Origin of the sequence: uncultured Serinicoccus sp. (assembly GCF_947487915.1) — a bacterium.
Classification (GTDB): domain Bacteria; phylum Actinomycetota; class Actinomycetes; order Actinomycetales; family Dermatophilaceae; genus Ornithinicoccus.
Window position 1 is genome coordinate 391,803 of record NZ_CANKYH010000001.1, and the last position, 22,594, is coordinate 414,396.

Here is a 22,594-nt window from a genome sequence, read left to right on the forward strand (position 1 = left end):
GAGGGCGCCCGACCCAAGTCCGCCGATCAGCCGTTGCGCTGTCGGCAGACCTCCAGCACCGCGCGCTCCACGGCATACTCCGGGCTGCGGACGCTCGCCTCCGTCCGGATGCCGCCCTTGACGTCGACATCGGCCTGCGCGACGGCCCGGATGGCGCGGCCCAGACGCTCGCCGTCCCAGCCCTGGCTGACGCGTCGCGCGGCGTCCACCTGCCACGGGGCCATGCCCAGGTCACGGGCGAGCTGGGCCGAGCCGCCGCGCCCGGCCGAGGCCACCTTGCCGACCTGGCGCAGCTGCATGGCCAGCACCGCCACGATGGGCACCGGGTCCAGGCCCCCGAGCATGACGTGCCGGAGCAGGGCCATCGCGGTCGCCTCGTCGCCCTGGAGGGCCGCCTCGGCGACCCGGAAACCGGTCGTCTCGACCTTCTCGCCGTAGTAGGTCGTCACGTCGTCGACCTCGACCAGGCCCTCGACGTCCCGGATGAGCTGCTCGCACGCCGAGGCGAGCTCGCGCAGGTCCTTGCCGACCGCGAGCACGAGGGCCCCCACGGCCTCCGGCGCGATCTTGCGCCGGGCGTCGCGGAACTCACCGGTGACGAAGTCGTGCTTGTCCCGCTCGGTCTTGACGGCCTTGGCCTCCACCACCCGGGCGCCGCCCTTCTTGAGGGCGTCCAGCACCCGCTTGCCGCGGTTGCCCGACTTGTGCCGCACCACGAGGGTGACCGCGTCGGCGGGCTGCTCGAGATAGCTGGCCAGGTCCTCGACCAGCGCGTCGTCGGCCTCGTCCATGTCGTGGACGACGATGACGCTCCAGCCCCCGAACAGGCTGGGGCTGGCGTGGACCAGCAGCTCGCCGGCCTGGTAGCTCGAGGGGTACACACGGATCAGCTCCGCGTCCGGCTCGGACGCGCGCACGGCGGCCAGGATCGAGTCGACGCCACGCTCGGCCCGCAGCTCCTCCGGGCCGGTGATCAGCGCCAGGGGCGGTGGCCCGCTCACCGGTGCGGCTCCTCGGCGACCGGCTCCCAGGGCCCGAGCTCGAGCCAGCCGCGCTCCACGCGGGCCGGACGCACGCGCCGGACGGCGGCCACCGGCAGCGGGCCGTAGAGGTGCGGGAAGTGCTCGGATCCTGGTTCGGCCGGGTCCCCGGGCTCCACGCGGACCTCCACCCCGTGCCGAGCGAGGACCGCCGGGTCGATCTCGAGCACCAGCAGCGGCTCGGTCGCCTCCGCGTAGAGAGCACGGGCCACGCCGGGCAGCTGCTCGGGGCGGCTCGCGTGGATGAAGCCGACCTCCGCCAGCCCGGCCCCACGGGTGGACCGGTCGTAGCTCCCCGTGCCCAGCGCCCGCTCCCACGCGGTCTCCTCGGCGAGGTGCCACAGCACCCCTGCGACCTCCCCCGGCTGCTCCTGCTCGCTCATGGGCGCCACTCTGCCACGCGGGTCGGACAGGCCCCGCACACCTGGGTCAGGCCCCGACCGGGGGCAGCGGGGCACGGGCCCAGACCTGCCCGCCGGCCGTGACCACGAGCACCTCCGCGACGTCCTCGCGCAGGATCGCGGCGTTGAGCTCGCAGTCGAGCGGGTCGCGGGTGCCGAGGAAGCTGCCCGAGCCCGTCCGCCCTCCGGACCGGTCCAGGAGCACGACGTCGTAGACCACCCCGGGCTCGGCCCCCTCGACGACCCAGACCGTCTCGGTGCCCCAGGTGTGGGCGATGACCCCGAGGTCGATCTCGGCGCCTGGTGCCACGTCCTCGAGCACGGTCCGCTCGAGCGCGCCGAGCGTGCCCGGGTCCCCCTCCGGGGTTCCGGGGCGCAGGCGACGCACGACGCCCTGGCCCACGGCTCCGGTGGCCACCAGCCCGGCGGCCGCCAGCCCGAAGAGGGCACGGCGACCGGGTCGGGCGCGGTCGGCGTCACCGGGCCGCACCTGCGGCTCGTCCGCGACGCCCGGCTGGGCAGTCGCGTCCTCCTCCGAGGCGATCTGCTCCTTGGCCCCGCGCAGCACCGCCGGCGACGGGGTCAGGAGCATCACGTCCTCGTCCCACTCGTCCAGCTGCTGCACGGCCTCCAGGGTCGACCGGAGCTCGGCGATCTCCGCGTCCACGGTCGGGTCCACCGCGCGCAGGGCCTCAAGCTGTCGCCGCTGGACGTCGTCCAGCGACCCGTCGGCCGCGGCCAGGACCAGCTCCACCCGGTCGCCCTCAGGCGTCGTCATGGTCGGCCTCCTCGGTCAGGATCCCGCGCAGGGCACGCAGGGCGTAGTACATCCGGCTCCGCAACGTCCCCACCCCGACCCCCGTGCGGCGGGACAGCTCGTCGTAGGACATCCCGCGCACCTGCACCTCCACGACGACCTGGCGGTGCTCGGGGCTGAGCCGGGCCAGCCCGGCCAGCAGGGTGACGCGGTCGGCCACCTGCCCGTCCACCCCTGGCTGCGGCGCCGGCTCGGGCGGCACGGCCCGCACCTCCACGGGCCGCCGCGACCGGGCCCTGGCGCTGTCGATGATGACGCGTCGGGCGATGGCGATGAGCCAGGTGCGCTCCGACCCCCGGTCGGCGCGGAAGGTGTCCCGGGCGCGCCAGGCCCGCACCAGGGTCTCCTGCACGCAGTCCTCGGCCGCGTGCCGGTCACCGAGGGCGTTGACCGCGAGACCGAGCAGCAACGACCCGTGCTCGTCGAAGGCGCGGGCGACGTCGAAGTCCCGTCGGCTCAGCGGTCTCGCCTCCCGTGGCGCAGCGCGGTCCAGCACAGCGAGGCCGACCGTGGTCATGGTCCACTCCCTCCTGCTGGTCGTCGGAGGGGTATACGTCGGCGGGGTCCGCGACGTTCGACCAGTCTCGCAGAACGATCTCGGGTCGCGATGAACGCCGGGAGGTGTGGCGCCGTATACCCCTGCACACCGGCCCTGAAGCGGGGCCGACCACGATGGGAGTCAGCATGAGCACGACGACGAACACCGCCCGTCCGACCCGCCGCGGCCTGACCGCCACCGCGAGCGGCCTCGGGGCCCTCGCCCTGGTGGCCGCCGGCACCCTGCCGGCCGCCGCCGAGACCGAGGTCGACATGCCGGACACGTTCACCTCCGCCTTCTCGGTGACCGCCACGCCGGAGAACGTGGTGGACGGCGAGGGCAACCCCGCTCCGGGCGAGGAGGGCGCCATGGGGATGTTCACCTTCATGATCAACTCCGACGAGGAGATCATCTGCTACGACATCGAGCTCACCGGCGTCACCGGCGAGTACGACAGCCCCGCCAAGACGGCGACCCACGTCCACCAGGCCGACGCCGGCGAGGGCGGCCCCCCGCGCCTGGCCTTCCCCAACCCGACCGGTGACGGGGACGTGCGCACCAGCGCGGGCTGCCTGCAGGGCCCGTTCACCACCGGGCTCGAGGGCGATGACGGCACCGACACCGGCGAAGGCTTCTCGCTCGCCGAGATCGAGGCCAACCCGGCCGGCTTCTCCGCCGACACCCACACCTCCGAGTTCCTGCCCGGCGCCGTGCGCGGTCAGCTGCAGGAGATCCCGGTGGGCGGCGCGGAGACCGGCGGCGAGGCCCCCGGCACCGGCGACCCCATGCTCATCGGTCTGGGTGCCGGTGTCATGGCGCTCGGGCTCGGCGGGGTGATGCTGGCGGCCCGCGGGCGTCGTCAGCACTGAGCGACACCCCTGCGGCTAGGCCGACCTGGTCGCCTCCCCGGCCTCCTCCAGCTCCAGACCGAGCTGGGTGAGCCGGGCGGTGACCAGGTCGGGCGCCAGGCCCAGGTGGTCGGCCAGCTCGGTGAGGCCCACACCCGACTCGACGCCGTCGCGCAGCTCCTCGTCCTGCTCGTCGGTCCAGGCGTGTCCCCCGGTCACCGCGGTGCGGGGCGAGCGCGCCACCGGCACCGCCCCGGCGGCCTCCACGAGCGGGGCCCCGCCGAGACCCCGGGCCCCGGGCTCGGCGACCGGCACCGGGTCCGGCGCGGTCTCGTCCAGCCGCCGCAGCGCCCCCAGCACGAGCGCGGTGTCGGTGGTGGGCCAGAAGGGGGGCAAGGAGCGCTGGAGGAACCCGGCATACCTCGCGCTGATCATCCTCGAGTCCAGGAAGGCGACGACGCCGCGGTCGTCCCCCCGGCGGATGAGCCGTCCCGCACCCTGGGCGAGGCGCAGCGCCGCGTGCGTGGCCGAGACCGCCATGAACCCGTTGCCGCCCATCCGGCCGATCGCCTCGGTGCGGGCCGAGGTCAGCGGGTCGTCGGGTCGCGGGAAGGGGATGCGGTCGACGAGGACGAGCTGGCAGGCCGAGCCGGGGACGTCCACGCCCTGCCACAGCGAGAGCGTGCCGAACAGGCAGGCCGCCGGGTCGGAGGCGAACTCGCGCACCAGGGTCGGGAGCTGGTCGTCGCCCTGGCAGCGGATGGTGATGCCCGTGTCGGACAACCGGCTGCGCATCTCCTCGGCCGCCGCCTCGGCGGCCCGCCGCGAGCTGAACAGCCCCAGCGTGCGCCCCCCGGCCGCCCGGAGCAGCTGCTCCATCTCGTCGAAGACCGCCGGGCCGGCACCGTCGCGCCCCGGCGGCGGCAGGTGCGCCGCGACGTAGGCGATGGCCTGGGCGGGGTAGTCGAAGGGGGAGCCGACGTCCAGGCCCTCCCAGGCCGGGGCGCCGGGGCCACGCAGCCCGATGGTGCCCGCGACGGCGTCGAAGGTGCCGCCCAGCTCCAGCGTCGCCGAGGTGAGGACGACGGTGCGCTCCTGGAAGATCTTGTCGCGCACCATCATCGCCACGCTCATCGGCGCGACCCGCAGGACCCCGCCGCGCCGCTGGTCGTGGGTGATCCACACGACGTCGAGCTCGGCCTCGCCGAGGACCCGCTCGCTGGTGTCGAAGACGTCCTGGACCGCGGCCATCGCCACCTGGGTGGACCCGTCGGCCTCGGCACCCTTCTCCGGCCGGATCTCGCTGAGGGTGGCGCGGGCGGCGTCCCGGACGAGCTGCAGCGCGGTCACCAGCCGGTCCGGCAGCGCCGCGAGCTTGCCCTCGGGCAGGTCGGCCAGCGCGGCCTCGAGCAGCTCGGTCGTCTCGGCCAGGCGCTCGGCGGCCTCGCCCTTGCCCGCCCGCCGCGAGGCCACCGAGACCGTCGAGGCGGTCAGCTCGTCGGTGATGGTGGAGGTGACCCGGTCGGTGAGCTCGTGGGCCTCGTCGACGACGAGCAGGTCGTGCTCGGGCAGCATGAACCGCCCCTCGAAGGCGTCGATCGCCATGAAGCTGTGGTTGGTGACGATGACGTCGACCTCGCCCGCGGCCTCCCGGGAGCGCTCGACGAAGCAGTCGGCCACGACGGGGCACCGGCTCCCCAGGCACTCGTGCGAGGTGACCGAGACCTGCCGCCAGGCGCGGTTGCTCACGCCGGGCACGAGCTCGTCGCGGTCCCCGGACTCGGTGAGCTCGGCCCACTCCCGCAGCCGACCCACCTCGTCGCCGAGCCGGGAGCGCTCGCGGTCCACCTGACCCATGGCCAGCAGGGCGTCCTCGTCGTCGTCCGGGAAGCCACCGACGAGCTTGTGCTGGCACAGGTAGTTGGACCGGCCCTTGACCAGCGCGAACGTCGGCCGTCGCCCCAGCAGCGGGGCCAGGGCCTGCGAGATCCGCGGCAGGTCGCGGTCGACGATCTGGGCCTGCAGCGCGAGCGTGGCGGTGGCGACGACGGCGGGCTTGCCGGTCCGGACGGCGTGCGCGATCGCCGGCACGAGGTAGGCCAGGGACTTGCCGGTGCCCGTCCCGGCCTGGACGAGCAGGTGCTCCTCGCGCTCGACGGCCCGCTCGACCGCCTGCGCCATCTGCAGCTGGCCGGGGCGCTCGCTGCCCCCGACCCCGCCGACGGCTGCCGCGATGAGGTCCTCGAGCTCGGCGGTCGGTGGCATGACCTCAGGGTATGCCGTGGCCCCCGCCCGCGGGGACGCCGTCCACAGCCGGGCCAGGCCCGCCGTCGACAGCCCGGTCCTGGCGGTCGATGCTCTCCCCACGGCACGCGGCGTCCACCCGGAGGCACCGCTGCCGCAGGGCGGTTTCTCTGCTCAGGTCTCGGTGGCCTCGACGGTCACGACGCGCTCGCCGCCGGTGTAGACGTTGAGGCTGCGGCCCCGGTTGAAGCCGATGAGCGTGAGGCCGGCCTCCTCGGCCAGCTCCACCGCCAGGGAGGACGGCGCGGAGACGGCGGACAGGACCGGTATGCCGGCCAGCGCCGCCTTCTGCACGAGCTCGAAGGAGGCCCGCCCGGAGACCTGCAGGACCGCGCCGGGCAGCGGCATACCCCGCTCCCGCAGCGCCCAGCCCACCACCTTGTCGACCGCGTTGTGCCGCCCCACGTCCTCGCGCAGGCACGCCAGGTGCAGACCGGGGCCGTCCGTGCGCGGCACGAAGAGCCCGGCCGCGTGCACCCCGCCCGTGCGGTCGAAGACGGCCTGGCCCTCGCGGAGCCGGTCGGGCAGAGCCAGCAGGTCGGCCAGGGGCAGGCGCGCCCGGTCGGCGCCCAGGTCGTAGCTGCTCGTGCGGCGCACCGACTCGATGGAGGCGGTGCCGCAGACCCCGCAGGAGGAGGAGGTGTAGACGTGCCGCTCCAGGGACGGGTCGGGGGGTGCGACGCCCTCGGCGAGCCGCACGTCGACGACGTTGTAGTCCCGCAGACCGTCCGACCCGATCCCGGAGCGGTAGTCGATCTGGCCCACGTCGTCCCAGGACGACACGACACCCTCCCCGTGGAGGAAGCCGACCGCCAGGTCGAAGTCGTCCCCCGGGGTCCGCATCGTCACCGAGAAGGACCGGCCGCCCACCCGGATCTCCAGCGGCTCCTCCCCGGCGAGCAGGTCGGCCCGCTCGCGCACGGCACCCTCGGCAGTGAGGCGGCGCACGCGCCGTCGCTGGGTGACCCTCGCCATACCTGCACGGTATCCCCTACGTTCGAGGGATGGACGAGGCCACGGACACCCTGCTGCGCTACCTGCAGGCGGGGCGGGACTCGGTGGTGTGGAAGGTCGAGGGGCTGGGCGAGCACGACGCGCGCCGGCCCCTCACCCCCACCGGCACGAGCATGCTGGGAGTCGTCACGCACCTGACCTGGGTGGACTGCGGCTACCTGGGGGCGTGCCTCGGGCGCCCCTTCCCCGAGCCCGAGCCCTGGGACCTCGACGACCCCGCGACCGACCCGGACGCCGACCTCGTGGCCGACCCGGACCAGAGTCTCGAGGAGGTCCTCGACCTCTACCGTCGCGCGGCGGCCTGGTCGGACCAGACGGTGGCGCAGCTCGGCCGGGACGCGACCGGGACGGTTCCGTGGTGGCCGGCGGAGCGCCGCCACCCCACCCTGCACACGCTGCTGGTCCACCTCACCACGGAGACGCACCGGCACGCCGGCCAGCTCGACATCCTCCGCGAGGGACTCGACGGACGGATCGGTGCGCGGCCCGACCTGCTCAACCTCGCCGAGGACACGGACTGGGCCGCCCACGTCGCGCGGGTCCAGCAGGCCGCCGACCGCTTCCGCTGAGGAGCGCCCGCCGCCCTACCGGTTCGGAATGCCGTCCGGCGCGCAGATGAAGTGCGCCACCAGGGCGGTCCAGCCGGTCTGGTGCGAGGCGCCGAGACCGCGTCCGTCGTCACCGTGGAAGTACTCGCTGAACGTCGGGTGCGCGTCCCACAGCGGCCCGTGCGGGTGGTGGCGCGGGGTACCGGGGCGGCGCCCGTCGGGCCCTGGCCGGAAGAGCGAGACCAGCCGCTCCTCGATCTCGTGGGCGACCTGCGGCATCCCCGTCGTCCGGCCGGACCCGGTGGGGTACTCCACCTCCACCCCGGCACCCGCGCCGCGACCGTAGATCCGCAGCGCGTCCAGCAGCAGGGCGTTGACCGGCATCCAGACCGGCCCGCGCCAGTTGGAGTTGCCGCCGAACATCCCGGAGTCGGACTCCCCCGGCACGTAGCGCAGCGACAGGTCGGTGCCGTCGACGTGCGCACCCACCCCGTCGCGGTGCGCCGCCGACAGCGACCGGATGCCGTGCGGGGAGAGGAACTCCGCCTCGTCGAGCAACGGCGCCAGCAGCGCCGACCACTGGTCGCGGGACACCAGCGAGAGGGTGCGCCGGGCATCCCCCCGGTGGTTGGTGTGGATGAGCGCGTCCGCCAGCTCGGGGCGCCGCTCGGTCCACCCCTGGAAGAAGTCGGTGAGGTCGGGCAGCTCGGTCGCCACCCAGTCGGGCACGAGGGAGATCCCGGCGAGCGGCAGCAGCCCGACCATGGAGCGGACCGGCATCCGGTGCGCGGTGCCGTCCTCGTCGACGAGCACGTCGTGGAAGAACTCGTCCTCGGCGTCCCACAGCGAGGTGTGGTGGGTGCCGAAGTCGTCCAGCGCCTGCGCGATCGACAGGAAGTGCACGAGGAACTTGGTCGAGACCTCGTCCCAGGCCGGGTCGTGCCGGGCCAGCTCGGCCGACATCCGCAGCATCTTGAGGCAGAACATCCCCATCCACGCGGTCGCGTCCGCCTGCTCCAGCCGCTGCCCGCCCGGCAGTGCCTCGCTGCGGTCGAAGAGCCCGACGTTGTCCATCCCGAGGAAGCCGCCCTCGAAGACGTCCGAGCCCTCGGAGTCCTTGCGGTTCACCCACCACGGGAAGTTGAGCAGCATCTTGAGCACGATGCGCTCGAGGAAGTCGCGGTCCTGCCCGCCGTCGATGCTGTAGACCTGCCAGGCCGCCCACGGGTGCACCGGAGGGTTGACGTCGGAGAAGTTCCACTCGTAGGCCGCGAGCTGGCCGTTGGGGTTCATCACCCACTCGCGGCACATGAGCAGCAGCTGCCACTTGGCGAAGAACGGGTCGACGTGCGCGAGCGCGACGCAGTGGAAGGCCAGGTCCCAGGTGGCGAACCAGGGGTACTCCCACTCGTCCGGCATCGAGATGACCTCGGCGAGGTTGACGTGCCGCCAGCGGGTGTTGCGCCCGGTCTGCCGGGTATGCCGTCCCGGCGGCGGGGGCGGCTGGCCCGGGTCTCCCTCGATCCAGCGCGGGACGTCGTAGAGGTAGAGCTGCTTGCCCCACTGCAGCCCGGCGAAGGCGCGGCGCGCGATGAGCACGTCCTGCTCGCTGGTGCCCGCGGGGACGACCGCGGCGTAGAACTCCTCGCACTCCTCGGCCCGGGCGGCCAGGACGTCGTCGAAGGAGGTGGCCCGCGACGCCCCACTGTCGGCCTCGCTCAGCCGCAGCCGCACCGTGACGCTCCCGCCGGGGCCGACCTCGCCCAGGTCCCACCACAGCCCCACCTTGGTGCCGGTGCGGTCCGGGTTGCCCGCGTCCCCCTGTCCGTGGACGACGGCGCGGTCCACCGCGTCCTTGGGGTAGGCGCTCGCCCCGTCGGGGACGGCGTCCGGGCCGTAGAGCGTGGCCAGCTGGGTCTCGTTGTCGCAGAAGACGAGGGTCGGCGCCACCCCCTCCGCCCCGGCACCGCCCTCCGCGGTGAGCTGCACCCGACCGAGCTCGTGGTGCTCGGCCAGCACGACGGCATACCCCTCGCCGCCGTCGCCGGCCCACAGCCGGGGGCGGCGGTCGTCCAGCCCCCACGACCACGTGTTGCGGAACCACAGCTGCGGCACCAGGTGCAGCGGCGCGGCGTCCGGCCCGTGGTTGGTCGCGGTGACCTCGACGCACAGATCGCCCGGGCCGGCCTTGGCGTGGGTGACCTGCACGTCGAAGAAGCGGTCCTGCTCGAGCACCCCGGTGTCGGCGAGCTCGTACTCCTCCTCGGCCACCCCACGCTCCCCGTTGACCCGCACGAGCTCCTCGTAGGGGAAGGCGGCCTGCGGGTAGCGGTAGAGCCAGGACGCGTAGCTGTGGGTCGGGGTGCCCTCCAGCGCCCACCAGTACTCCTTGACGTCCTCCCCGTGGTTGCCCTGCGGGTTGGTGAGCCCGAAGAGCCGCTCCTTGAGCCGGTCGTCCTGCCCGTTCCACAGCGCCAGGCCGAGGTTGAGGAAGCCGTCGACGTCGCAGACGCCGGCCAGCCCGTCCTCGCCCCAGCGATAGGCCCGCAGGTGGCTGTGGTCGAAGGGGAAGGACGCCCAGGCGTCCCCGTCGGCGCTGTAGTCCTCGCGCACGGTGCCCCACTGCCGGGCCGAGACGTAGGGGCCCCACCGGCGCCAGGCGGCGCGCGCGTCGTCGGAGTCGGCGAGGCGGTCGTGCTCTGCGGTGCTCACGACCGAAGCGTGGCACACCGCGCGGCGTCCCGACGACCTGCCGACGCGACGCCGGGGTCGGGCCCGTCTAGCGTGGGGGTATGCCGCAGCGAGACCTCGCCGACCTGCGCGTCGCCGTCGTGGGTGCCAGTGGCGCCCTCGGGTCGCGCATCGCCCACCAGCTCGCCGACCAGGGAGCCCGTCTGCTGCTCGTCGGCCGCGACGAGCAGCGCCTGCGCGACGGCGGCCCGGACGCGCCGGTCGTCGTGGCGGACCTCGTCGACGCGGGGGCCGGCGACCTCGTCGCCGACGCCGCGCGGGAGCACCTCGGCGGTCTGGACGGCGTCGTCAACGCCGCCGGGGTCGCCGCGTTCGGGTCCCTCGTGGACACCCCCGACGAGGTCATCGAGGAGGTCTTCGCGACCAACGTCATCGGGCCGGCCTTCCTGCTGCGCCGGCTGCTGCCGCTGCTGCAGGAGTCGCAGGGCTTCGTGGTCAACCTCAGCGCGGTCCTGGCCGAGCGCCCGATGGCGGGCATGGGCGCCTACTCGGCGAGCAAGGCCGCCCTCACGGCGCTGGACCGCGCCCTCGCCGGCGAGCTGCGGCGGGCCAAGGTGCAGGTGCTCGACGTCCGCCCGCCGCACACCGAGACCGGCCTGGTCGACCGGGCCATCCACGGGCAGGCCCCGCGGCTGCCCCAGGGCCTGGAACCCGGCGTGGTGGCCGACCTGATCGTGCGGGCCATCGCCGACGGCGAGACCGATCTCGCCTCCGACAGGTTCAGCTCCGGCGGCTGACCGCACCTCGGGGCAACGCGGGACGCGCCCTCAGACCGCGTAGCCGCTCAGCTGGCCGTGCAGGTCGGGGTCGACCTTGGCCTCCACCCGGGTGCCCTCGGCGGTGTGCTCCTCGGTGAGGATCTCGCCCTCGTCGTGCAGCCGGGCGACGAGGTCGCCCCGGTCGTAGGGCAGCAGCACGTCCACGAGGATCTCCGGGCGCGGCAGTGCGGCCTCGACCGCCTCGAGCAGCTCGGTGACACCGTCCCCGGTCTTCGCCGAGACGACGACCACCCGCGGGTAGGCCCGGCGCAGCCGGTCCACGACCTCGGGGTCGGCGAGGTCGGCCTTGTTGACCGCGACGACCTCGGGGATGTTCAGGGCGGCGCCGTCGTCGATCTCCGCGAGGACGGCGTGCACGGCGTCCACCTGGCCCTCCGGGTCCGGGTGCGAGCCGTCGACGACGTGCAGCAGCACGTCGGCGTCCGCGGCCTCCTCCAGCGTGGAGCGGAAGGCCTCGACCAGCTGGTGCGGCAGCCGCTTCACGAACCCGACGGTGTCGGAGAGGGTGTAGCCGCGCCCGTCCTCGCTCTCGGTGCGCCGGACCGTGGGGTCCAGGGTGGCGAAGAGCTGGTTCTGGACGAGGACGCCCGCACCCGTGAGGCGGTTGAGCAGCGAGGACTTGCCGGCGTTGGTGTAGCCGACGATCGCCACGCTCGGGACCCGGTGGGCCCGACGCGAGGAGCGCTTGGTGTCGCGGACCGTCTTCATCCCGGTGATCTCCCGGCGCAGCCGGGAGATGCGGGTGTTGATCCGGCGGCGGTCGAGCTCGATCTTGGTCTCACCGGGGCCGCGGGAGCCGATGCCCTCACCCCCGGCGACCCGGCCACCGGCCTGCCGCGACATCGACTCGCCCCAGCCACGCAGGCGCGGAAGGAGGTACTGCAGCTGCGCGAGCTCCACCTGGGCACGGCCCTCGCGGCTCTTGGCGTGCTGGGCGAAGATGTCGAGGATGAGCGCGGTGCGGTCGATGACCTTGACCTTGACGACGTCCTCCAGCGCGCGCCGCTGGGACGGGCCGAGCTCGCCGTCGCAGACGACGGTGTCGGCCCCCTCGGCGGCCACGATCTCGCGCAGCTGGGCGGCCTTGCCGCTGCCCAGGTAGGTCGCCGGGTCCGGCTTCTGCCGACGCTGGATGACCCCGTCGAGCACGGTCGACCCCGCGGTCTCGGCCAGCGCGGCGAGCTCGCGCAGCGAGTTCTCGGCGTCCTCGAGGGTGGTCTGGCCGTTGTCCTCCCAGACGCTGGCGAGGACGACGCGCTCCAGGCGCAGCTGGCGGTACTCGACCTCGGTGACGTCCTCGAGCTCGGTGGACAGACCGGCGACGCGGCGCAGCGCGGCGCGCTCCTCCCGGTCCAGCTGGTCGCCGTCCCGGTCCAGGTCCCCGCGCTCGTCCGGGTCCGCGCCCTCGGGCGTCTCACCCCAGCTGCCCCAGTCCCCCTCGCGCAGGTCGATCGCGTCGTCGTCGATCAGGGCCTCGGCGCGGCGGTCGAGCAGGCGGCCGCCCTCGGTGCCGGTCGGGTCGGTGCGTGGTGCGGTCATAATCTCCTTCAGGTCGTGCAGACGGTATGCCTGCGGCCGGCTCCCCGCCAGCCTCTCACCAGGTCAACGCCGCGGGCCACCGATTTGTTGCCTCGGCCGGCCCGGCCGCCGTGGGAGACTGACCGCCGATGAGCACGGACGACAGCCCCCAGCAGCCGGCCGACCACTACTTCTCCGCGCGGCCCGCCTCCGCGGACGCGCTGCGTCCCCTGAGGGTGCGGCTGGCCGGCCGCGAGCACGAGCTGGTGACCGCAGCCGGCATCTTCTCGCCCGACAGCATCGACAGGGGGACCCGGGTCCTGCTCGAGCACGCGCCGCCACCCCCGGCGCACGGGAGGTTCCTCGACCTGGGGTGCGGCTGGGGACCGCTCGCGCTGACGCTGGCCCTGGAGTCCCCCGGCGCCCGGGTGCATGCGGTGGACGTCAACGAGCGGGCGCTCGACCTCGCCCGGCGCAACGCCGAGCTGCTGGACCGCGCAGACGTGCTGGTGACCCGGCCGGAGGACGTCGACCCGGACGTGCGCTTCGACCTGGTCTGGTCCAACCCTCCGATCCGCGTCGGCAAGCAGGCGCTGCACGACCTGCTCCTCACCTGGCTGCCCCGGCTGTCGGACCAGGAGGAGGCGGCGGCATACCTCGTCGTCCAGAAGAACCTCGGTGCCGACTCCCTGCAGACGTGGCTGATCTCGACCCTGCCGGGTGCCATGGGGCCGGTGCGGGTGAGCCGCGAGGCCAGCAGCAAGGGCTTCCGGGTGCTACGCGTCGGCCGGGGCTGAGCGCCTGCTCGCGGCGGGGCGGGCGAGGAACGGGAAGACGAGCACCGTGACGGCGCCGGCGGCGACGAGCACCGCCGCGACCTCGCCGGGGATGAGCTCGCGGGAGACGCCGAGCTCGGTGACCGCCACGATGATGGGCAGCCCGGTCGCCGCGTAGAGCGCCAGCCGCCGCCGGTCGGCCGGGTCGGTGAGCCCGGAGCCGGTCCGGGTGAACCGCTCACGCAGCCAGACGGGGAGGCCGCGCAGCGCCAGGATCATGAGGACCAGGACCAGCAGCAGGAGCGGCTGCGCGACGACCGCCGCGACGTCGACGTTCATGCCGGAGGTGACGAAGAACACCGGCACGAAGAAGCCGTAGGCGGCGCCCTCCAGACGCTCCTCGTAGGCCTCGAAACCGCGGGGACGGACGGCCCGGATGATGAAACCGGCGGCGAAGGCCCCGAGCACGACGTCGAGCTCGAAGACGCTGGCCGCGGCCATGAGCGTCAGCAGCAACCAGAAGGTCACCCGGATGGCCGTCTGGGCCGTGGTGTCGGCGCCCTCCACCAGGGCCGCCCGGATGCCCGGGACCCGCATCACCACGCGGTGCGGGACGACCGCCACGAGCGCGGCGACCGCGAAGAAGGCCAGCAGGACACCCGCCGACACCCAGGTCGACCGGGTCGAGAGGAGCAGGGCCATGGCCACGACCGGCAGGAGCTCGCCCACGGCCCCGTGCGTGAGCACCGCCGTCCCGAGCGGGGAGTCCAGCTGGCCGCGGTCCTTGAGGATCGGCAGCAGGGTGCCCAGCGCGGTGGAGGTGACCGCGATGGCCAGCACGGTCGCGGCGGCCAGGCTCTCGTCCGGGACCAGCGCCCAGGCCAGGCCCAGGGCCAGCACGAGGCACAGCAGCCACGTGAGCGCCGCCTGCCGTCCCTGACGGGCCCGCAGCGTGGCCGGGTCGATCTCGGTGCCGGCGAGCAGGAAGAGCAGCCCCAGGCCGAGCTCGCGCACCAGCCCGACCCCGGACCCGACCTCCGCGAGCGCCAGCACGCTCGGCCCGATGAGGCAGCCCAGGGCCAGGAGCACCACGACGTCCGGCAGCAGCCCGCGCGAGGCCCGCACCACGACCGGTGAGATCACGAGGACGCAGCCGATCCAGAACATCGACAGCAGCGCCGAGTCCGAGGTGGGGGACGCCGAGGGGGCGGCGAGCGGGACCAGCTCCATGGCGCTCATCCTGCCGTGCCGGCGGCACGCGCGACCACGCCGAGCGCGCGCTCGAGCAGGGCCGGGTCGTCGTGGTCCAGCCAGACGACCCGGGGGTCGGGGCCGAACCACGACTGCTGACGCCGGGCCAGGCGACGGGTCGCGGCCGCCGTGTCCTCGACCGCCTCCTGCTCCCCGAGCTCGCCGTCGAGCTGGCGCAGCGCCTGGGCGTAGCCCACCGCCCGCGAGGCCGTGCGGCCCGCGCGCAGCCCCGCCGCCTCGAGCCCGCGGACCTCCGCCAGCAGCCCGTCGGCCCACATCCGCGCCGCCCGGTCGGCGATCCGCCGGTCCAGCACCTCGCGGTCGGCCCGCAGCCCCAGCAGGACGGTGGGCTCGAGCAGGTCGCGGGTCGGCAGGGTCGCGCTGAAGGGCCGCCCGGTCAGCTCGACGACCTCCAGCGCCCGCACGACCCGTCGTCCGTTGCGACGCTCGATCCGGGCTGCCGCGTCGGGATCCCGTCGCGCCAGCTCCTCGTGCAGCGCCTCGACGCCGCGCTCCGCCAGCTCGCCCTCCCACCGGGCCCTGACCTCGGGGTCGGTGGGCGGGATCTCCAGCCGGTCGAGCAGCGCCCGGACGTAGAGCCCGGACCCGCCGACCACGACCGGGACGCGGCCCCGGGACCGGATCGCCGTGACGTCCGCCCGGGCCGCCTGCTGGTAGGCCGCGAGGCTGGCCTCCTCGCGCACGTCGAGCACGTCGAGCTGGTGGTGCGGCACCCCCCGTCGCTGCGCCGTCGTGAGCTTGGCGGTCCCGATGTCCATCCCCCGGTAGAGCTGCGCGGCGTCCGCCCCGACGACCTCCCCGTCCAGCGCGAGCGCGAGCTGCACCCCCAGGTCGGACTTGCCGGTCGCCGTCGGCCCCACCACCGCCACGACCGGGTGGCGGGATGCGGCGACGTCGACGGCGGGGGCGGCGGGCTGCATACGCGAAGTGTGACATCTGGTGCGTGACGCGAGGGGCGGGATGGTACTACCGTGGTGCGTATGACCTCACAGCAGCCCTACGGCAACCCCGACCAGCCCCAGCGCACGGCCGCCCCGGCAGGGCTCAAGGCGCTCTTCGACTTCAACTTCGACACCTTCATCACCCCCAGCATCGTCAAGATCGTCTACGTCATCGCGACCGTGCTGGTCGCCCTCCTGACGATCGGCCTCGCGATCAGCGGCCTGGTCACGATGTTCGACGGGGGCGCCAGCGTCGTCGTGGGCCTGTTCCTCCTGCTCGCCTCCCCGGTCATCGGGCTGGTCTACCTGGCGTTCGTGCGCATGAGCCTGGAGCTCTACTACGCCGTCATCCGGCTCTCGGAGGACGTGCACCACCGCGGTCGGCTCTGAGGACCGTCGCGACGCCGGCGACGACGTCAGGGCATACCCTCATCAGCATGTCGAGCCCCCCGGTCGAGCTGCACATCATCGCCGACTCCACCGGCGACACCGCCGCCCGCGTGGCCCGCGCGGCCGCCGCCCAGTACGCCGACCACGACGTGCGCATCATCCGGCACCCCCGGCAGTCCTCGCTGGACGGCCTGCACGACTCCTTCGCCCGGATGCGGCCCGAGCAGGTCCGCACCGTCGTGTTCTCCACCGTGATGGACGAGGCCCTGCGCGTCCGGGTGACCCAGCTGTGCGAGGAGCAGGGGCTGCCGCACGCCGACCTCCTCGAGCCGGCGGTCACCGCCCTGTCCGCCGTCACCGGCCAGGCGCCGGAGCGGGTGGTGCGCCCCGTCGGGGTCGGTGAGGACTACTTCAAGCGGGTCGCCGCGATGGAGTTCGCCATCGCCAACGACGACGGCAACCTGTCCAACCACCTGCGGGAGGCCGACATCGTGCTCATCGGGGTGAGCCGCACCGGCAAGACGCCGCTGTCGATGTACCTCGGCTACCTCGGCTACCGCACCGCCAACATCCCGCTGGTCCCCGGCATCGCCCCGCCGCAGCAGCTGCAGGAGGTGCAGCGGTGGAAGATCGTCGGCCTCACCATCGACCCTGAGCGGCTGCAGCAGATCCGCGGTCGGCGGGTGCGGGCCATGGGCAGCCCCCAGAACCACCGCGACGGCTACACCGACCTGGTGAAGATCTTCGACGAGCTCGACGAGGTCGCCCAGCTGCAGCGCAGCCTCGGCTGCCCGGTCATCGAGACCACGGACCTGGCCCTGGAGGAGGCGGCCGGGAGGGTCATCGAGGTGGTGCAGCGGCGCCGTGAGGCGGCCTCCGGCGGCTCCTCGTTCTCCCGGTAGGCTCCGTCCCACAGGACGGCACGGGGCGACGGGGCCCCGCCCCTACCGCGAGGAGCGCAGAGATGGCCGGAGAGACACAGACCTACCTCTACGACATGTCCGAGGGCAACGCGCAGATGCGCGGACTCCTGGGCGGCAAGGGTGCCAACCTGGCGGAGATGAAGCGCCTCGGCATCCCCGTCCCCGACGGGTTCACCGTGAGCACCGCGGCCTGCATCGCCACGACCGAGGCCGGCGGCGAGTGGCCACAGGGCCTGTGGGAGGACGTGCTCGCCTCGCTCGCGCGGCTGGAGGAGCGCACGGGACGCACCCTGGGGGGCGAGCGGCCGCTGCTGCTCTCCGTCCGCTCCGGCGCCGTGGTCTCCATGCCCGGGATGATGGACACCATCCTCAACCTCGGTATCGGCGCGGACACCGTCGAGGCCCTGGGCGCCGAGTCCGACAACCCGCGCTTCGCGTGGGACTCCTACCGCCGCTTCCTGCAGATGTACGGCGAGGTCGTCGAGGGGGTCGCGCCGCACGCCTACGAGGACGAGCTGACCTCGCTCAAGGCCCGCCGGGGCGTGGAGCAGGACACCGACCTCAGCACCGAGGACCTCCAGGAGCTGGTGCAGACCTACCTCGAGGTCTCCCGCCGCGAGCTGGGCCGCGACCTGCCGACCGACCCCCGTGACCAGCTGCGCGGGGCGATCTCGGCCGTCTTCAACTCTTGGGACACCCCGCGCGCCCGCGTCTACCGCCGGGCCAACGGCATCCCCGACGACCTGGGGACGGCCGTCAACGTCATGCAGATGGTCTTCGGCAACCGGGGCGACACCTCCGCGACGGGGGTCTGCTTCACCCGCAACCCGTCCACCGGCGCGCAGGAGCTGTACGGCGAGTTCCTCGTCAACGCGCAGGGCGAGGACGTCGTCGCCGGGATCCGCACCCCCAAGCCGCTCGCCGAGATGGAGACGGTGCTGCCGGAGGCATACTCCCAGCTCGTCCAGACCATGCACGACCTCGAGTCGCACTACAAGGACATGCAGGACATCGAGTTCACCGTCGAGGAGGGCACGCTCTACCTGCTGCAGACCAGGAACGGCAAGCGGACCGCGGCCGCCGCGCTCCGGGTGGCCCGCGACCTCGTCCGGGAGGGGGTCCTCACCCAGGAGGAGGCGCTGCAGCGCGTCGAGCCCGGCCAGCTGGACCAGCTCCTGCACCCCGCCATCGACCCCGAGCACGGCCGCAGCCCGGTGACCAAGGGGCTGCCGGCCTCCCCCGGCGCCGCCGTGGGCGAGGTCGTCTTCGACGCCGACACCGCGGCCGCCCGCGGCGGGGCCGGGGAGCCGGTCGTCCTCGTCCGCTACGAGACGACGCCGGACGACATCCACGGCGTCATCGTCGCCCAGGGGGTGCTCACCGCCCACGGAGGTATGACGTCGCACGCGGCGGTCGTCGCACGTGGCATGGGCAAGCCCTGCGTCGCCGGGGCGAGCGGCATCCGCATCAACACCGCCGACCGCACCCTCACCATCGGTGAGCACACCTTCTCCGAGGGCGACCTCATCACCCTCGACGGCTCGACCGGGGAGGTCTACGGCGAGGCCCTCGAGCTGGTGCCCCCGCAGATCAACGAGGACTTCGAGGCCATCGTCACCTGGGCCGACGAGGTACGCCGACTGGGGGTGCGGGCCAACGCCGACACCGGCGAGGACGCCGCCAAGGCGCGCGAGCTGGGGGCCGAGGGGATCGGCCTGTGCCGCACCGAGCACATGTTCATGGCGGCCGACCGGTTGCCGGCCGTCCGACGGATGATCCTGGCCGAGACCGAGGAGGACCGCGCTGCGGCGCTGGAGACCATCCTGCCCATGCAGCAGGAGGACTTCGAGGCGATCTTCACCGCCATGCGGGGGCTGCCGGTCACCGTCCGGCTCCTGGACCCTCCGCTGCACGAGTTCCTCCCCGACCTCGTCGAGCAGTCGTTGCTGGTGCAGCGCCTGGAGCTCACCGGCGGCGACGCCGGGGAGCTGACCACGGCCCGGACCCTGCTGGGCCAGGTCAAGCGCCTGCACGAGCAGAACCCCATGCTCGGCACCCGCGGCTGCCGGCTGGCCATGCTCTACCCGGAGATCCCCGAGATGCAGACCCGGGCCATCATCCGCGCGGCCCTGGCGGTCCGCGAGCGCGAGGGCCAGACGGCCGGCGTGGAGATCATGGTCCCGCTGGTGGCCTACGCCTCCGAGCTGCAGGCGCAGCGCGCCGTCGTCGAGCGCGCGGTCGCCGAGGAGCTGGAGAGCGCCGGCGCCGAGCTCGACGTCACGATCGGCACGATGATCGAGCTGCCCCGCGCCGCCGTGGTGGCCGACCAGATCGCGCAGCACGCCGACTTCTTCTCCTTCGGCACCAACGACCTGACCCAGACCGGGATCGGCATCTCCCGGGACGACGCCGAGGGCGGCTTCCTCTCCGCCTACGTCTCCGAGGAGGTCATCCCGCACAACCCGTTCGAGTCGATCGACCGGGACGGGGTCGGGGGCCTGGTCCGGCTCGGCGCCGAGGGCGGGCGGGCGACCAAGCCCGACCTCAAGCTGGGCGTGTGCGGGGAGCACGGGGGCGACCCCGCCTCCATCGGACTGTTCGAGGAGCTCGGGCTGAGCTACGTCTCCTGCTCCCCCTACCGCGTCCCCATCGCGCGGTTCGCCGCGGCCCGGGCGGTGCTGGCGCAGCGGGACCCGTCCTGACCCGGGCACCCGGCTGCGCCGCCCGACCGTGGCCCGGCGAGCGGTCGCCCCTCGACCCGCCTCGTGCCGCGACCCGGGCATGGGAACGGGCATCCCCACGGGAGCCCGGCCGCGCGGGTGGGGGCGAGCGATGAGTCGGTCGCAGGACGTGCGGGCCGACCTGGCACGGCTCGGCGGGTTCTTCGTGCTCACCGACGCGACGGGCACCGACGCCGTCCCCTTCGACGAGCTGCTGGGGGATGCGCCGTTGGCGGCGCGACTCGACCAGGTGCGGCGTGCGTTGGCGCAGGGCACCGGTCAGGACCCGGCCGACGTCGACGGCAAGGTGGCGATGTCGGCTCTGCAGGTCGGTCTCGCCTCGCGCCTGTGGTCGGTGGGCCTGGCGGCCGCGGTGCTGCACGGAGCGGTGCCCGACCTGCGCTCGCGCCACCTGCTCGGCTCCCCCGGCCACCGCGGGGACGTGCCGCTGGCCCTGGCGGAGGGGACGCCGTGGTGCACCGTGTCCGGACCGCGCGAGACCGCCGCCGAGCTCGCCCGCACCGTCGTGGACGGCAGCCTGGCGGACCTGGACGCGGCGTGCTCCCGGGTGGGTCGCGTCCCACCCCGGGTGCTGCTGAGCAACGCCGCCTCCAGCCTCGTCGGGGCGGCGCGGGTGCTGGCCACGGCCAGGCCCGGGGCCGCGGCCACCGCCTGGGCGGTGGTGCGCCTGGTGCTGACCGCGCCCGGGCTGGCCCCCGGTGGCGCCACCCGGTCCCGGGCGGGCCTGCCGCCCGGGACCGGCGGACCCATGGAGCGGGCGGACGAGGCCTTCCTGCGCGCCGGCTGCTGCCTGTTCGACCGCATACCCGGTCACGGGCTGTGCCCCGACTGCGTCCGGGCCCCCACCCACGCCCACCTCGTCACACCCGGCCACTGACCGGGGCCGCCGGGGCCCGGCTGTGCCTGCCTTGGGACCCTGTGCACGCCCACGGGACCCTGTGCATGCCTACGGCACCCTGTGCATGCGGTAGACGGCATGCACAGGGTGCCGATGACGTGCTCAGGCTGCGATCCCCTGCACAGACTTCCCACCGAGGGCGCACGGAAGTCTGGGGAACGAGCACCGGGGCCTGGACGCGTCTGCACCTGGAGGTGCGGCCACCGAGCCCCGGCCCATCCGGGCGGCGGGGCCCCGGTCAGCGGGGGCGGACGGTTCAGCGGGGGCGGACGGTGCCGGTGCCGCTCTGCTGGTCGTAGGCGTAGACCTCGACCCCGTCGATCCACGTCCTCAGCACCCGGGACTGCAGGTCGAGCCAGTCCCCGGACCACAGGGCCAGGTCGGCGTCCTTGCCCACGACGAGCGAGCCGACCCGGTCCTCGACGCCCAGGACCCGGGCCGGGTTGACGGTCACGGCGCGCAGCGCGGCGTCCCGGTCCATGCCCTCGCGCACGGCGAGCGCAACCTGGGTGATGAGGTGGTCGATGGGCACCACCGGGTGGTCGGTGATGATCGACACCTGGACGCCGGCCCGGTCGAGGATCCCGGGCGCCTTCGGGCTCCGGTGGCGCACCTCGACCTTGGAGCGGCTGACGATCATGGGGCCGTAGAGCACCGGGATGTCGCGTTCGGCGACGAGGTCCGCGACGAGGTATGCCTCAGTCCCGTGGTCCAGCACGAGCCGGTAGCCGAACTCCTCGGCGAGCCGGATCGCGGTGGCGATGTCGTCCGCCCGGTGGCAGTGCTGCCGCCAGGGGATCTCGCGCTCGAGGACCTTGACGAGGGCCTCGCTGACGAGGTCCGCCTCGACCGGGGTGTCCCCGGCCGCCGCGACCTTCGCCTGGTAGGACCGGGCGGCGGCGAAGGCCTTGCGCAGCACCAGGGCGACGCCGAGCCGGGTGGCCGGGGTCTTCTTCTGCTCGCCGTAGACGCGCTTGGGGTTCTCCCCGAGCGCGGCCTTGATGCCGCTGGGGTTGCGCAGCACCATCTCGTCGACGTAGCGGCCGTAGGTCTTGAGGGCCACCGCCTGGCCCCCGATCGGGTTCGCCGACCCGGGGTTGACGTTGACCGTGGTGACCCCCGCCCCGAGGGCGTCGTCGAAGCCCTGCTCGCGCGGGTTGATGGCGTCGATGGCCCGGGCGGCGGCCATGACCGGGTCGGTGGTCTCGTTGCCGTCCAGGCCGGCCCAGCCTTCCCCCTCCTCCCACACGCCGAGGTGCACGTGGGCGTCGACGAGACCGGGGAGCAGCCAGGAGCCTGCCGCGTCGACGACCTCCATGTCGTCCGGGACGTCGACCTGGGCACGTGGCCCCAGGGCGGCGATGCGTCCCTCGCGGACCAGCACCGTTCCGTCCTCGATCACCTCGCCCTCGACCGGGACGACACGGGCACCGACGATGGCCAGGGACGGTCGGGGACTGGGCACAGGAACTCCTTCAGAGCGACGGATCCGGATCGTTCCCACCCTACGCAGCGGCCCCGGTGGCCCCCGCTGCACCCCCGCTGCGGCCCCCTCGTCGTGGGACGGGTGTGACTGATCCCTCACCGGCTCACGCGGCACGGTCGGCGGTTCACCCTTGTGCTACGGCGTGTCGCGATGGGAAGATCGGGAACACTGTCCTTGGGCCTGGCGTTGGCCCAAGCAGAGACAGCGGCGCCATACCCTGATCCGGCACCGCTCACGCAGACGGAACAAAGAGGTGTCGTCGCCCGCCGGACACCCCTGGACCCCGGACGTGGGCGACGACGAGAGGACGCCCTTGAACGGGCGCAGACCAAGGAGCAGACACTGATGGACTGGCGCAACCGCGCGGCGTGCCTGGAAGAGGACCCCGAGCTCTTCTTCCCGATCGGCAACACCGGTCCGGCGCTGCAGCAGATCGAGGAGGCCAAGGCCGTCTGCCGCACCTGCCCGGTGATCGACACCTGCCTCAAGTGGGCGCTGGAGACTGGGCAGGACGCCGGTGTGTGGGGCGGGCTGTCCGAGGACGAACGCCGGGCGCTCAAGCGGCGCAAGGCGCGCGCGCGACGAGCGAGCTGACCCCCGACCACCCCT

Annotated in this window: 20 protein-coding genes; 9 read left to right on the forward strand and 11 right to left on the reverse strand. The window is 73.9% G+C overall.

Annotated elements, in window-relative coordinates; genetic code table 11:
- Positions 1–26: 26 nt before the first annotated feature.
- Genes holA through Q0795_RS01615 form a run of 4 tightly spaced genes read right to left on the reverse strand, consistent with a single transcriptional unit; the run spans position 27 to position 2,775 of the window.
- Positions 27–1,001 carry a DNA polymerase III subunit delta gene (gene holA, locus Q0795_RS01600; protein ID WP_298885674.1) on the reverse strand — a complete coding sequence of 325 codons (975 nt, stop codon included), beginning with the start codon at positions 999–1,001 and terminating at the stop codon, positions 27–29.
- Positions 998–1,423, reverse strand: a complete 426-nt coding sequence (locus Q0795_RS01605; protein ID WP_298885676.1) for a DUF952 domain-containing protein — start codon at positions 1,421–1,423, stop codon at positions 998–1,000. The genes holA and Q0795_RS01605 overlap by 4 nt, the downstream gene beginning before the upstream one ends.
- 46 nt (positions 1,424–1,469) lie before the next feature.
- Positions 1,470–2,219, reverse strand: a complete 750-nt coding sequence (locus Q0795_RS01610; RefSeq protein WP_298885678.1) for a hypothetical protein — start codon at positions 2,217–2,219, stop codon at positions 1,470–1,472.
- Entirely contained in the window at positions 2,206–2,775 is a 570-nt protein-coding gene (locus Q0795_RS01615) for a sigma-70 family RNA polymerase sigma factor (protein WP_298885680.1), read from the reverse strand. The genes Q0795_RS01610 and Q0795_RS01615 overlap by 14 nt, the downstream gene beginning before the upstream one ends.
- Before the next feature lie 167 nt (positions 2,776–2,942).
- Here Q0795_RS01615 and Q0795_RS01620 point away from each other — a divergent pair, with 167 nt between their 5' ends.
- The gene (locus Q0795_RS01620; RefSeq protein ID WP_298885682.1) at positions 2,943–3,665 is read left to right on the forward strand and encodes a CHRD domain-containing protein; all 723 of its coding nucleotides are present in this window, start codon (positions 2,943–2,945) and stop codon (positions 3,663–3,665) included.
- A gap of 15 nt (positions 3,666–3,680) precedes the next feature.
- Here Q0795_RS01620 and Q0795_RS01625 read toward each other — a convergent pair whose 3' ends face one another.
- Together Q0795_RS01625 and fdhD are read right to left on the reverse strand one after the other, a co-directional pair.
- Positions 3,681–5,909 (reverse strand): ATP-dependent DNA helicase, encoded by a 2,229-nt coding sequence (locus Q0795_RS01625; protein WP_298885684.1) that lies wholly within the window; start codon positions 5,907–5,909, stop codon positions 3,681–3,683.
- 153 nt (positions 5,910–6,062) lie between these two features.
- Positions 6,063–6,923: a formate dehydrogenase accessory sulfurtransferase FdhD gene (gene fdhD, locus Q0795_RS01630; protein ID WP_298885686.1), complete on the reverse strand. Its 861-nt coding sequence runs from the start codon at positions 6,921–6,923 to the stop codon at positions 6,063–6,065.
- A 29-nt stretch (positions 6,924–6,952) separates the two neighbouring features.
- On the opposite strand from fdhD, the gene Q0795_RS01635 reads away from it, so the two are divergent.
- Positions 6,953–7,531 carry a DinB family protein gene (locus tag Q0795_RS01635; protein ID WP_298885688.1) on the forward strand — a complete coding sequence of 193 codons (579 nt, stop codon included), beginning with the start codon at positions 6,953–6,955 and terminating at the stop codon, positions 7,529–7,531.
- 15 nt (positions 7,532–7,546) lie between these two features.
- Here the strand turns inward: Q0795_RS01635 and Q0795_RS01640 are convergent, their stop codons facing one another.
- Positions 7,547–10,222 (reverse strand): glucosidase, encoded by a 2,676-nt coding sequence (locus Q0795_RS01640; protein WP_298885690.1) that lies wholly within the window; start codon positions 10,220–10,222, stop codon positions 7,547–7,549.
- 80 nt (positions 10,223–10,302) lie between these two features.
- On the opposite strand from Q0795_RS01640, the gene Q0795_RS01645 reads away from it, so the two are divergent.
- Positions 10,303–10,998 (forward strand): SDR family NAD(P)-dependent oxidoreductase, encoded by a 696-nt coding sequence (locus Q0795_RS01645; protein WP_298885692.1) that lies wholly within the window; start codon positions 10,303–10,305, stop codon positions 10,996–10,998.
- A 30-nt stretch (positions 10,999–11,028) separates the two neighbouring features.
- Here the strand turns inward: Q0795_RS01645 and hflX are convergent, their stop codons facing one another.
- Positions 11,029–12,579 carry a GTPase HflX gene (gene hflX, locus Q0795_RS01650; protein WP_298885694.1) on the reverse strand — a complete coding sequence of 517 codons (1,551 nt, stop codon included), beginning with the start codon at positions 12,577–12,579 and terminating at the stop codon, positions 11,029–11,031.
- A 128-nt stretch (positions 12,580–12,707) separates the two neighbouring features.
- On the opposite strand from hflX, the gene Q0795_RS01655 reads away from it, so the two are divergent.
- Positions 12,708–13,355 carry a methyltransferase gene (locus tag Q0795_RS01655; RefSeq protein ID WP_298885696.1) on the forward strand — a complete coding sequence of 216 codons (648 nt, stop codon included), beginning with the start codon at positions 12,708–12,710 and terminating at the stop codon, positions 13,353–13,355.
- Here Q0795_RS01655 and Q0795_RS01660 read toward each other — a convergent pair.
- Positions 13,335–14,564 (reverse strand): cation:proton antiporter, encoded by a 1,230-nt coding sequence (locus Q0795_RS01660; protein WP_298885698.1) that lies wholly within the window; start codon positions 14,562–14,564, stop codon positions 13,335–13,337. The genes Q0795_RS01655 and Q0795_RS01660 overlap by 21 nt on opposite strands.
- A gap of 5 nt (positions 14,565–14,569) precedes the next feature.
- Positions 14,570–15,526, reverse strand: coding sequence for a tRNA (adenosine(37)-N6)-dimethylallyltransferase MiaA (gene miaA, locus Q0795_RS01665; RefSeq protein ID WP_298885699.1), 957 nt, complete (start codon positions 15,524–15,526; stop codon positions 14,570–14,572).
- A gap of 60 nt (positions 15,527–15,586) precedes the next feature.
- On the opposite strand from miaA, the gene Q0795_RS01670 reads away from it, so the two are divergent.
- The 4 genes from Q0795_RS01670 to Q0795_RS01685 all read left to right on the forward strand — a co-directional run bounded on the left by Q0795_RS01670 (position 15,587) and on the right by Q0795_RS01685 (position 20,478).
- On the forward strand, positions 15,587–15,937 hold the full coding sequence (locus Q0795_RS01670; RefSeq protein WP_298885701.1) for a DUF4282 domain-containing protein: 351 nt from the start codon (positions 15,587–15,589) through the stop codon (positions 15,935–15,937).
- A 47-nt stretch (positions 15,938–15,984) separates the two neighbouring features.
- Positions 15,985–16,839, forward strand: a complete 855-nt coding sequence (locus Q0795_RS01675) for a pyruvate, water dikinase regulatory protein (RefSeq protein ID WP_298885703.1) — start codon at positions 15,985–15,987, stop codon at positions 16,837–16,839.
- Positions 16,840–16,901: 62 nt separating this feature from the next.
- Positions 16,902–19,562 (forward strand): pyruvate, phosphate dikinase, encoded by a 2,661-nt coding sequence (gene ppdK / locus Q0795_RS01680; RefSeq protein WP_298885705.1) that lies wholly within the window; start codon positions 16,902–16,904, stop codon positions 19,560–19,562.
- Between the two features lie 130 nt (positions 19,563–19,692).
- The gene (locus Q0795_RS01685; protein WP_298885707.1) at positions 19,693–20,478 is read left to right on the forward strand and encodes a (2Fe-2S)-binding protein; all 786 of its coding nucleotides are present in this window, start codon (positions 19,693–19,695) and stop codon (positions 20,476–20,478) included.
- Positions 20,479–20,755: 277 nt separating this feature from the next.
- Here Q0795_RS01685 and Q0795_RS01690 read toward each other — a convergent pair whose 3' ends face one another.
- Entirely contained in the window at positions 20,756–21,964 is a 1,209-nt protein-coding gene (locus tag Q0795_RS01690; protein WP_298885709.1) for an amidohydrolase, read from the reverse strand.
- 366 nt (positions 21,965–22,330) lie between these two features.
- On the opposite strand from Q0795_RS01690, the gene Q0795_RS01695 reads away from it, so the two are divergent.
- Positions 22,331–22,579, forward strand: coding sequence for a WhiB family transcriptional regulator (locus Q0795_RS01695; RefSeq protein ID WP_010148753.1), 249 nt, complete (start codon positions 22,331–22,333; stop codon positions 22,577–22,579).
- The last annotated feature ends 15 nt before the right edge of the window (positions 22,580–22,594 follow it).

Excerpts from the sequence above, each read along its gene's own strand:
- miaA (WP_298885699.1), bottom strand. The coding sequence starts at position 15,526 with ATGCAGCCCGCCGCCCCCGCCGTCGACGTCGCCGCATCCCGCCACCCG.
- Q0795_RS01685 (WP_298885707.1), top strand. The coding sequence starts at position 19,693 with ATGAGTCGGTCGCAGGACGTGCGGGCCGACCTGGCACGGCTCGGCGGG.
- Q0795_RS01605 (WP_298885676.1), bottom strand. The coding sequence starts at position 1,423 with ATGAGCGAGCAGGAGCAGCCGGGGGAGGTCGCAGGGGTGCTGTGGCAC.
- hflX (WP_298885694.1), bottom strand. The coding sequence starts at position 12,579 with ATGACCGCACCACGCACCGACCCGACCGGCACCGAGGGCGGCCGCCTG.
- Q0795_RS01655 (WP_298885696.1), top strand. The coding sequence starts at position 12,708 with ATGAGCACGGACGACAGCCCCCAGCAGCCGGCCGACCACTACTTCTCC.
- Q0795_RS01675 (WP_298885703.1), top strand. The coding sequence starts at position 15,985 with ATGTCGAGCCCCCCGGTCGAGCTGCACATCATCGCCGACTCCACCGGC.
- Q0795_RS01615 (WP_298885680.1), bottom strand. The coding sequence starts at position 2,775 with ATGACCACGGTCGGCCTCGCTGTGCTGGACCGCGCTGCGCCACGGGAG.
- Q0795_RS01695 (WP_010148753.1), top strand. The coding sequence starts at position 22,331 with ATGGACTGGCGCAACCGCGCGGCGTGCCTGGAAGAGGACCCCGAGCTC.
- Q0795_RS01645 (WP_298885692.1), top strand. The coding sequence starts at position 10,303 with ATGCCGCAGCGAGACCTCGCCGACCTGCGCGTCGCCGTCGTGGGTGCC.
- Q0795_RS01670 (WP_298885701.1), top strand. The coding sequence starts at position 15,587 with ATGACCTCACAGCAGCCCTACGGCAACCCCGACCAGCCCCAGCGCACG.
- Q0795_RS01635 (WP_298885688.1), top strand. The coding sequence starts at position 6,953 with ATGGACGAGGCCACGGACACCCTGCTGCGCTACCTGCAGGCGGGGCGG.
- fdhD (WP_298885686.1), bottom strand. The coding sequence starts at position 6,923 with ATGGCGAGGGTCACCCAGCGACGGCGCGTGCGCCGCCTCACTGCCGAG.
- Q0795_RS01620 (WP_298885682.1), top strand. The coding sequence starts at position 2,943 with ATGAGCACGACGACGAACACCGCCCGTCCGACCCGCCGCGGCCTGACC.
- Q0795_RS01610 (WP_298885678.1), bottom strand. The coding sequence starts at position 2,219 with ATGACGACGCCTGAGGGCGACCGGGTGGAGCTGGTCCTGGCCGCGGCC.
- ppdK (WP_298885705.1), top strand. The coding sequence starts at position 16,902 with ATGGCCGGAGAGACACAGACCTACCTCTACGACATGTCCGAGGGCAAC.
- Q0795_RS01625 (WP_298885684.1), bottom strand. The coding sequence starts at position 5,909 with ATGCCACCGACCGCCGAGCTCGAGGACCTCATCGCGGCAGCCGTCGGC.
- Q0795_RS01660 (WP_298885698.1), bottom strand. The coding sequence starts at position 14,564 with ATGGAGCTGGTCCCGCTCGCCGCCCCCTCGGCGTCCCCCACCTCGGAC.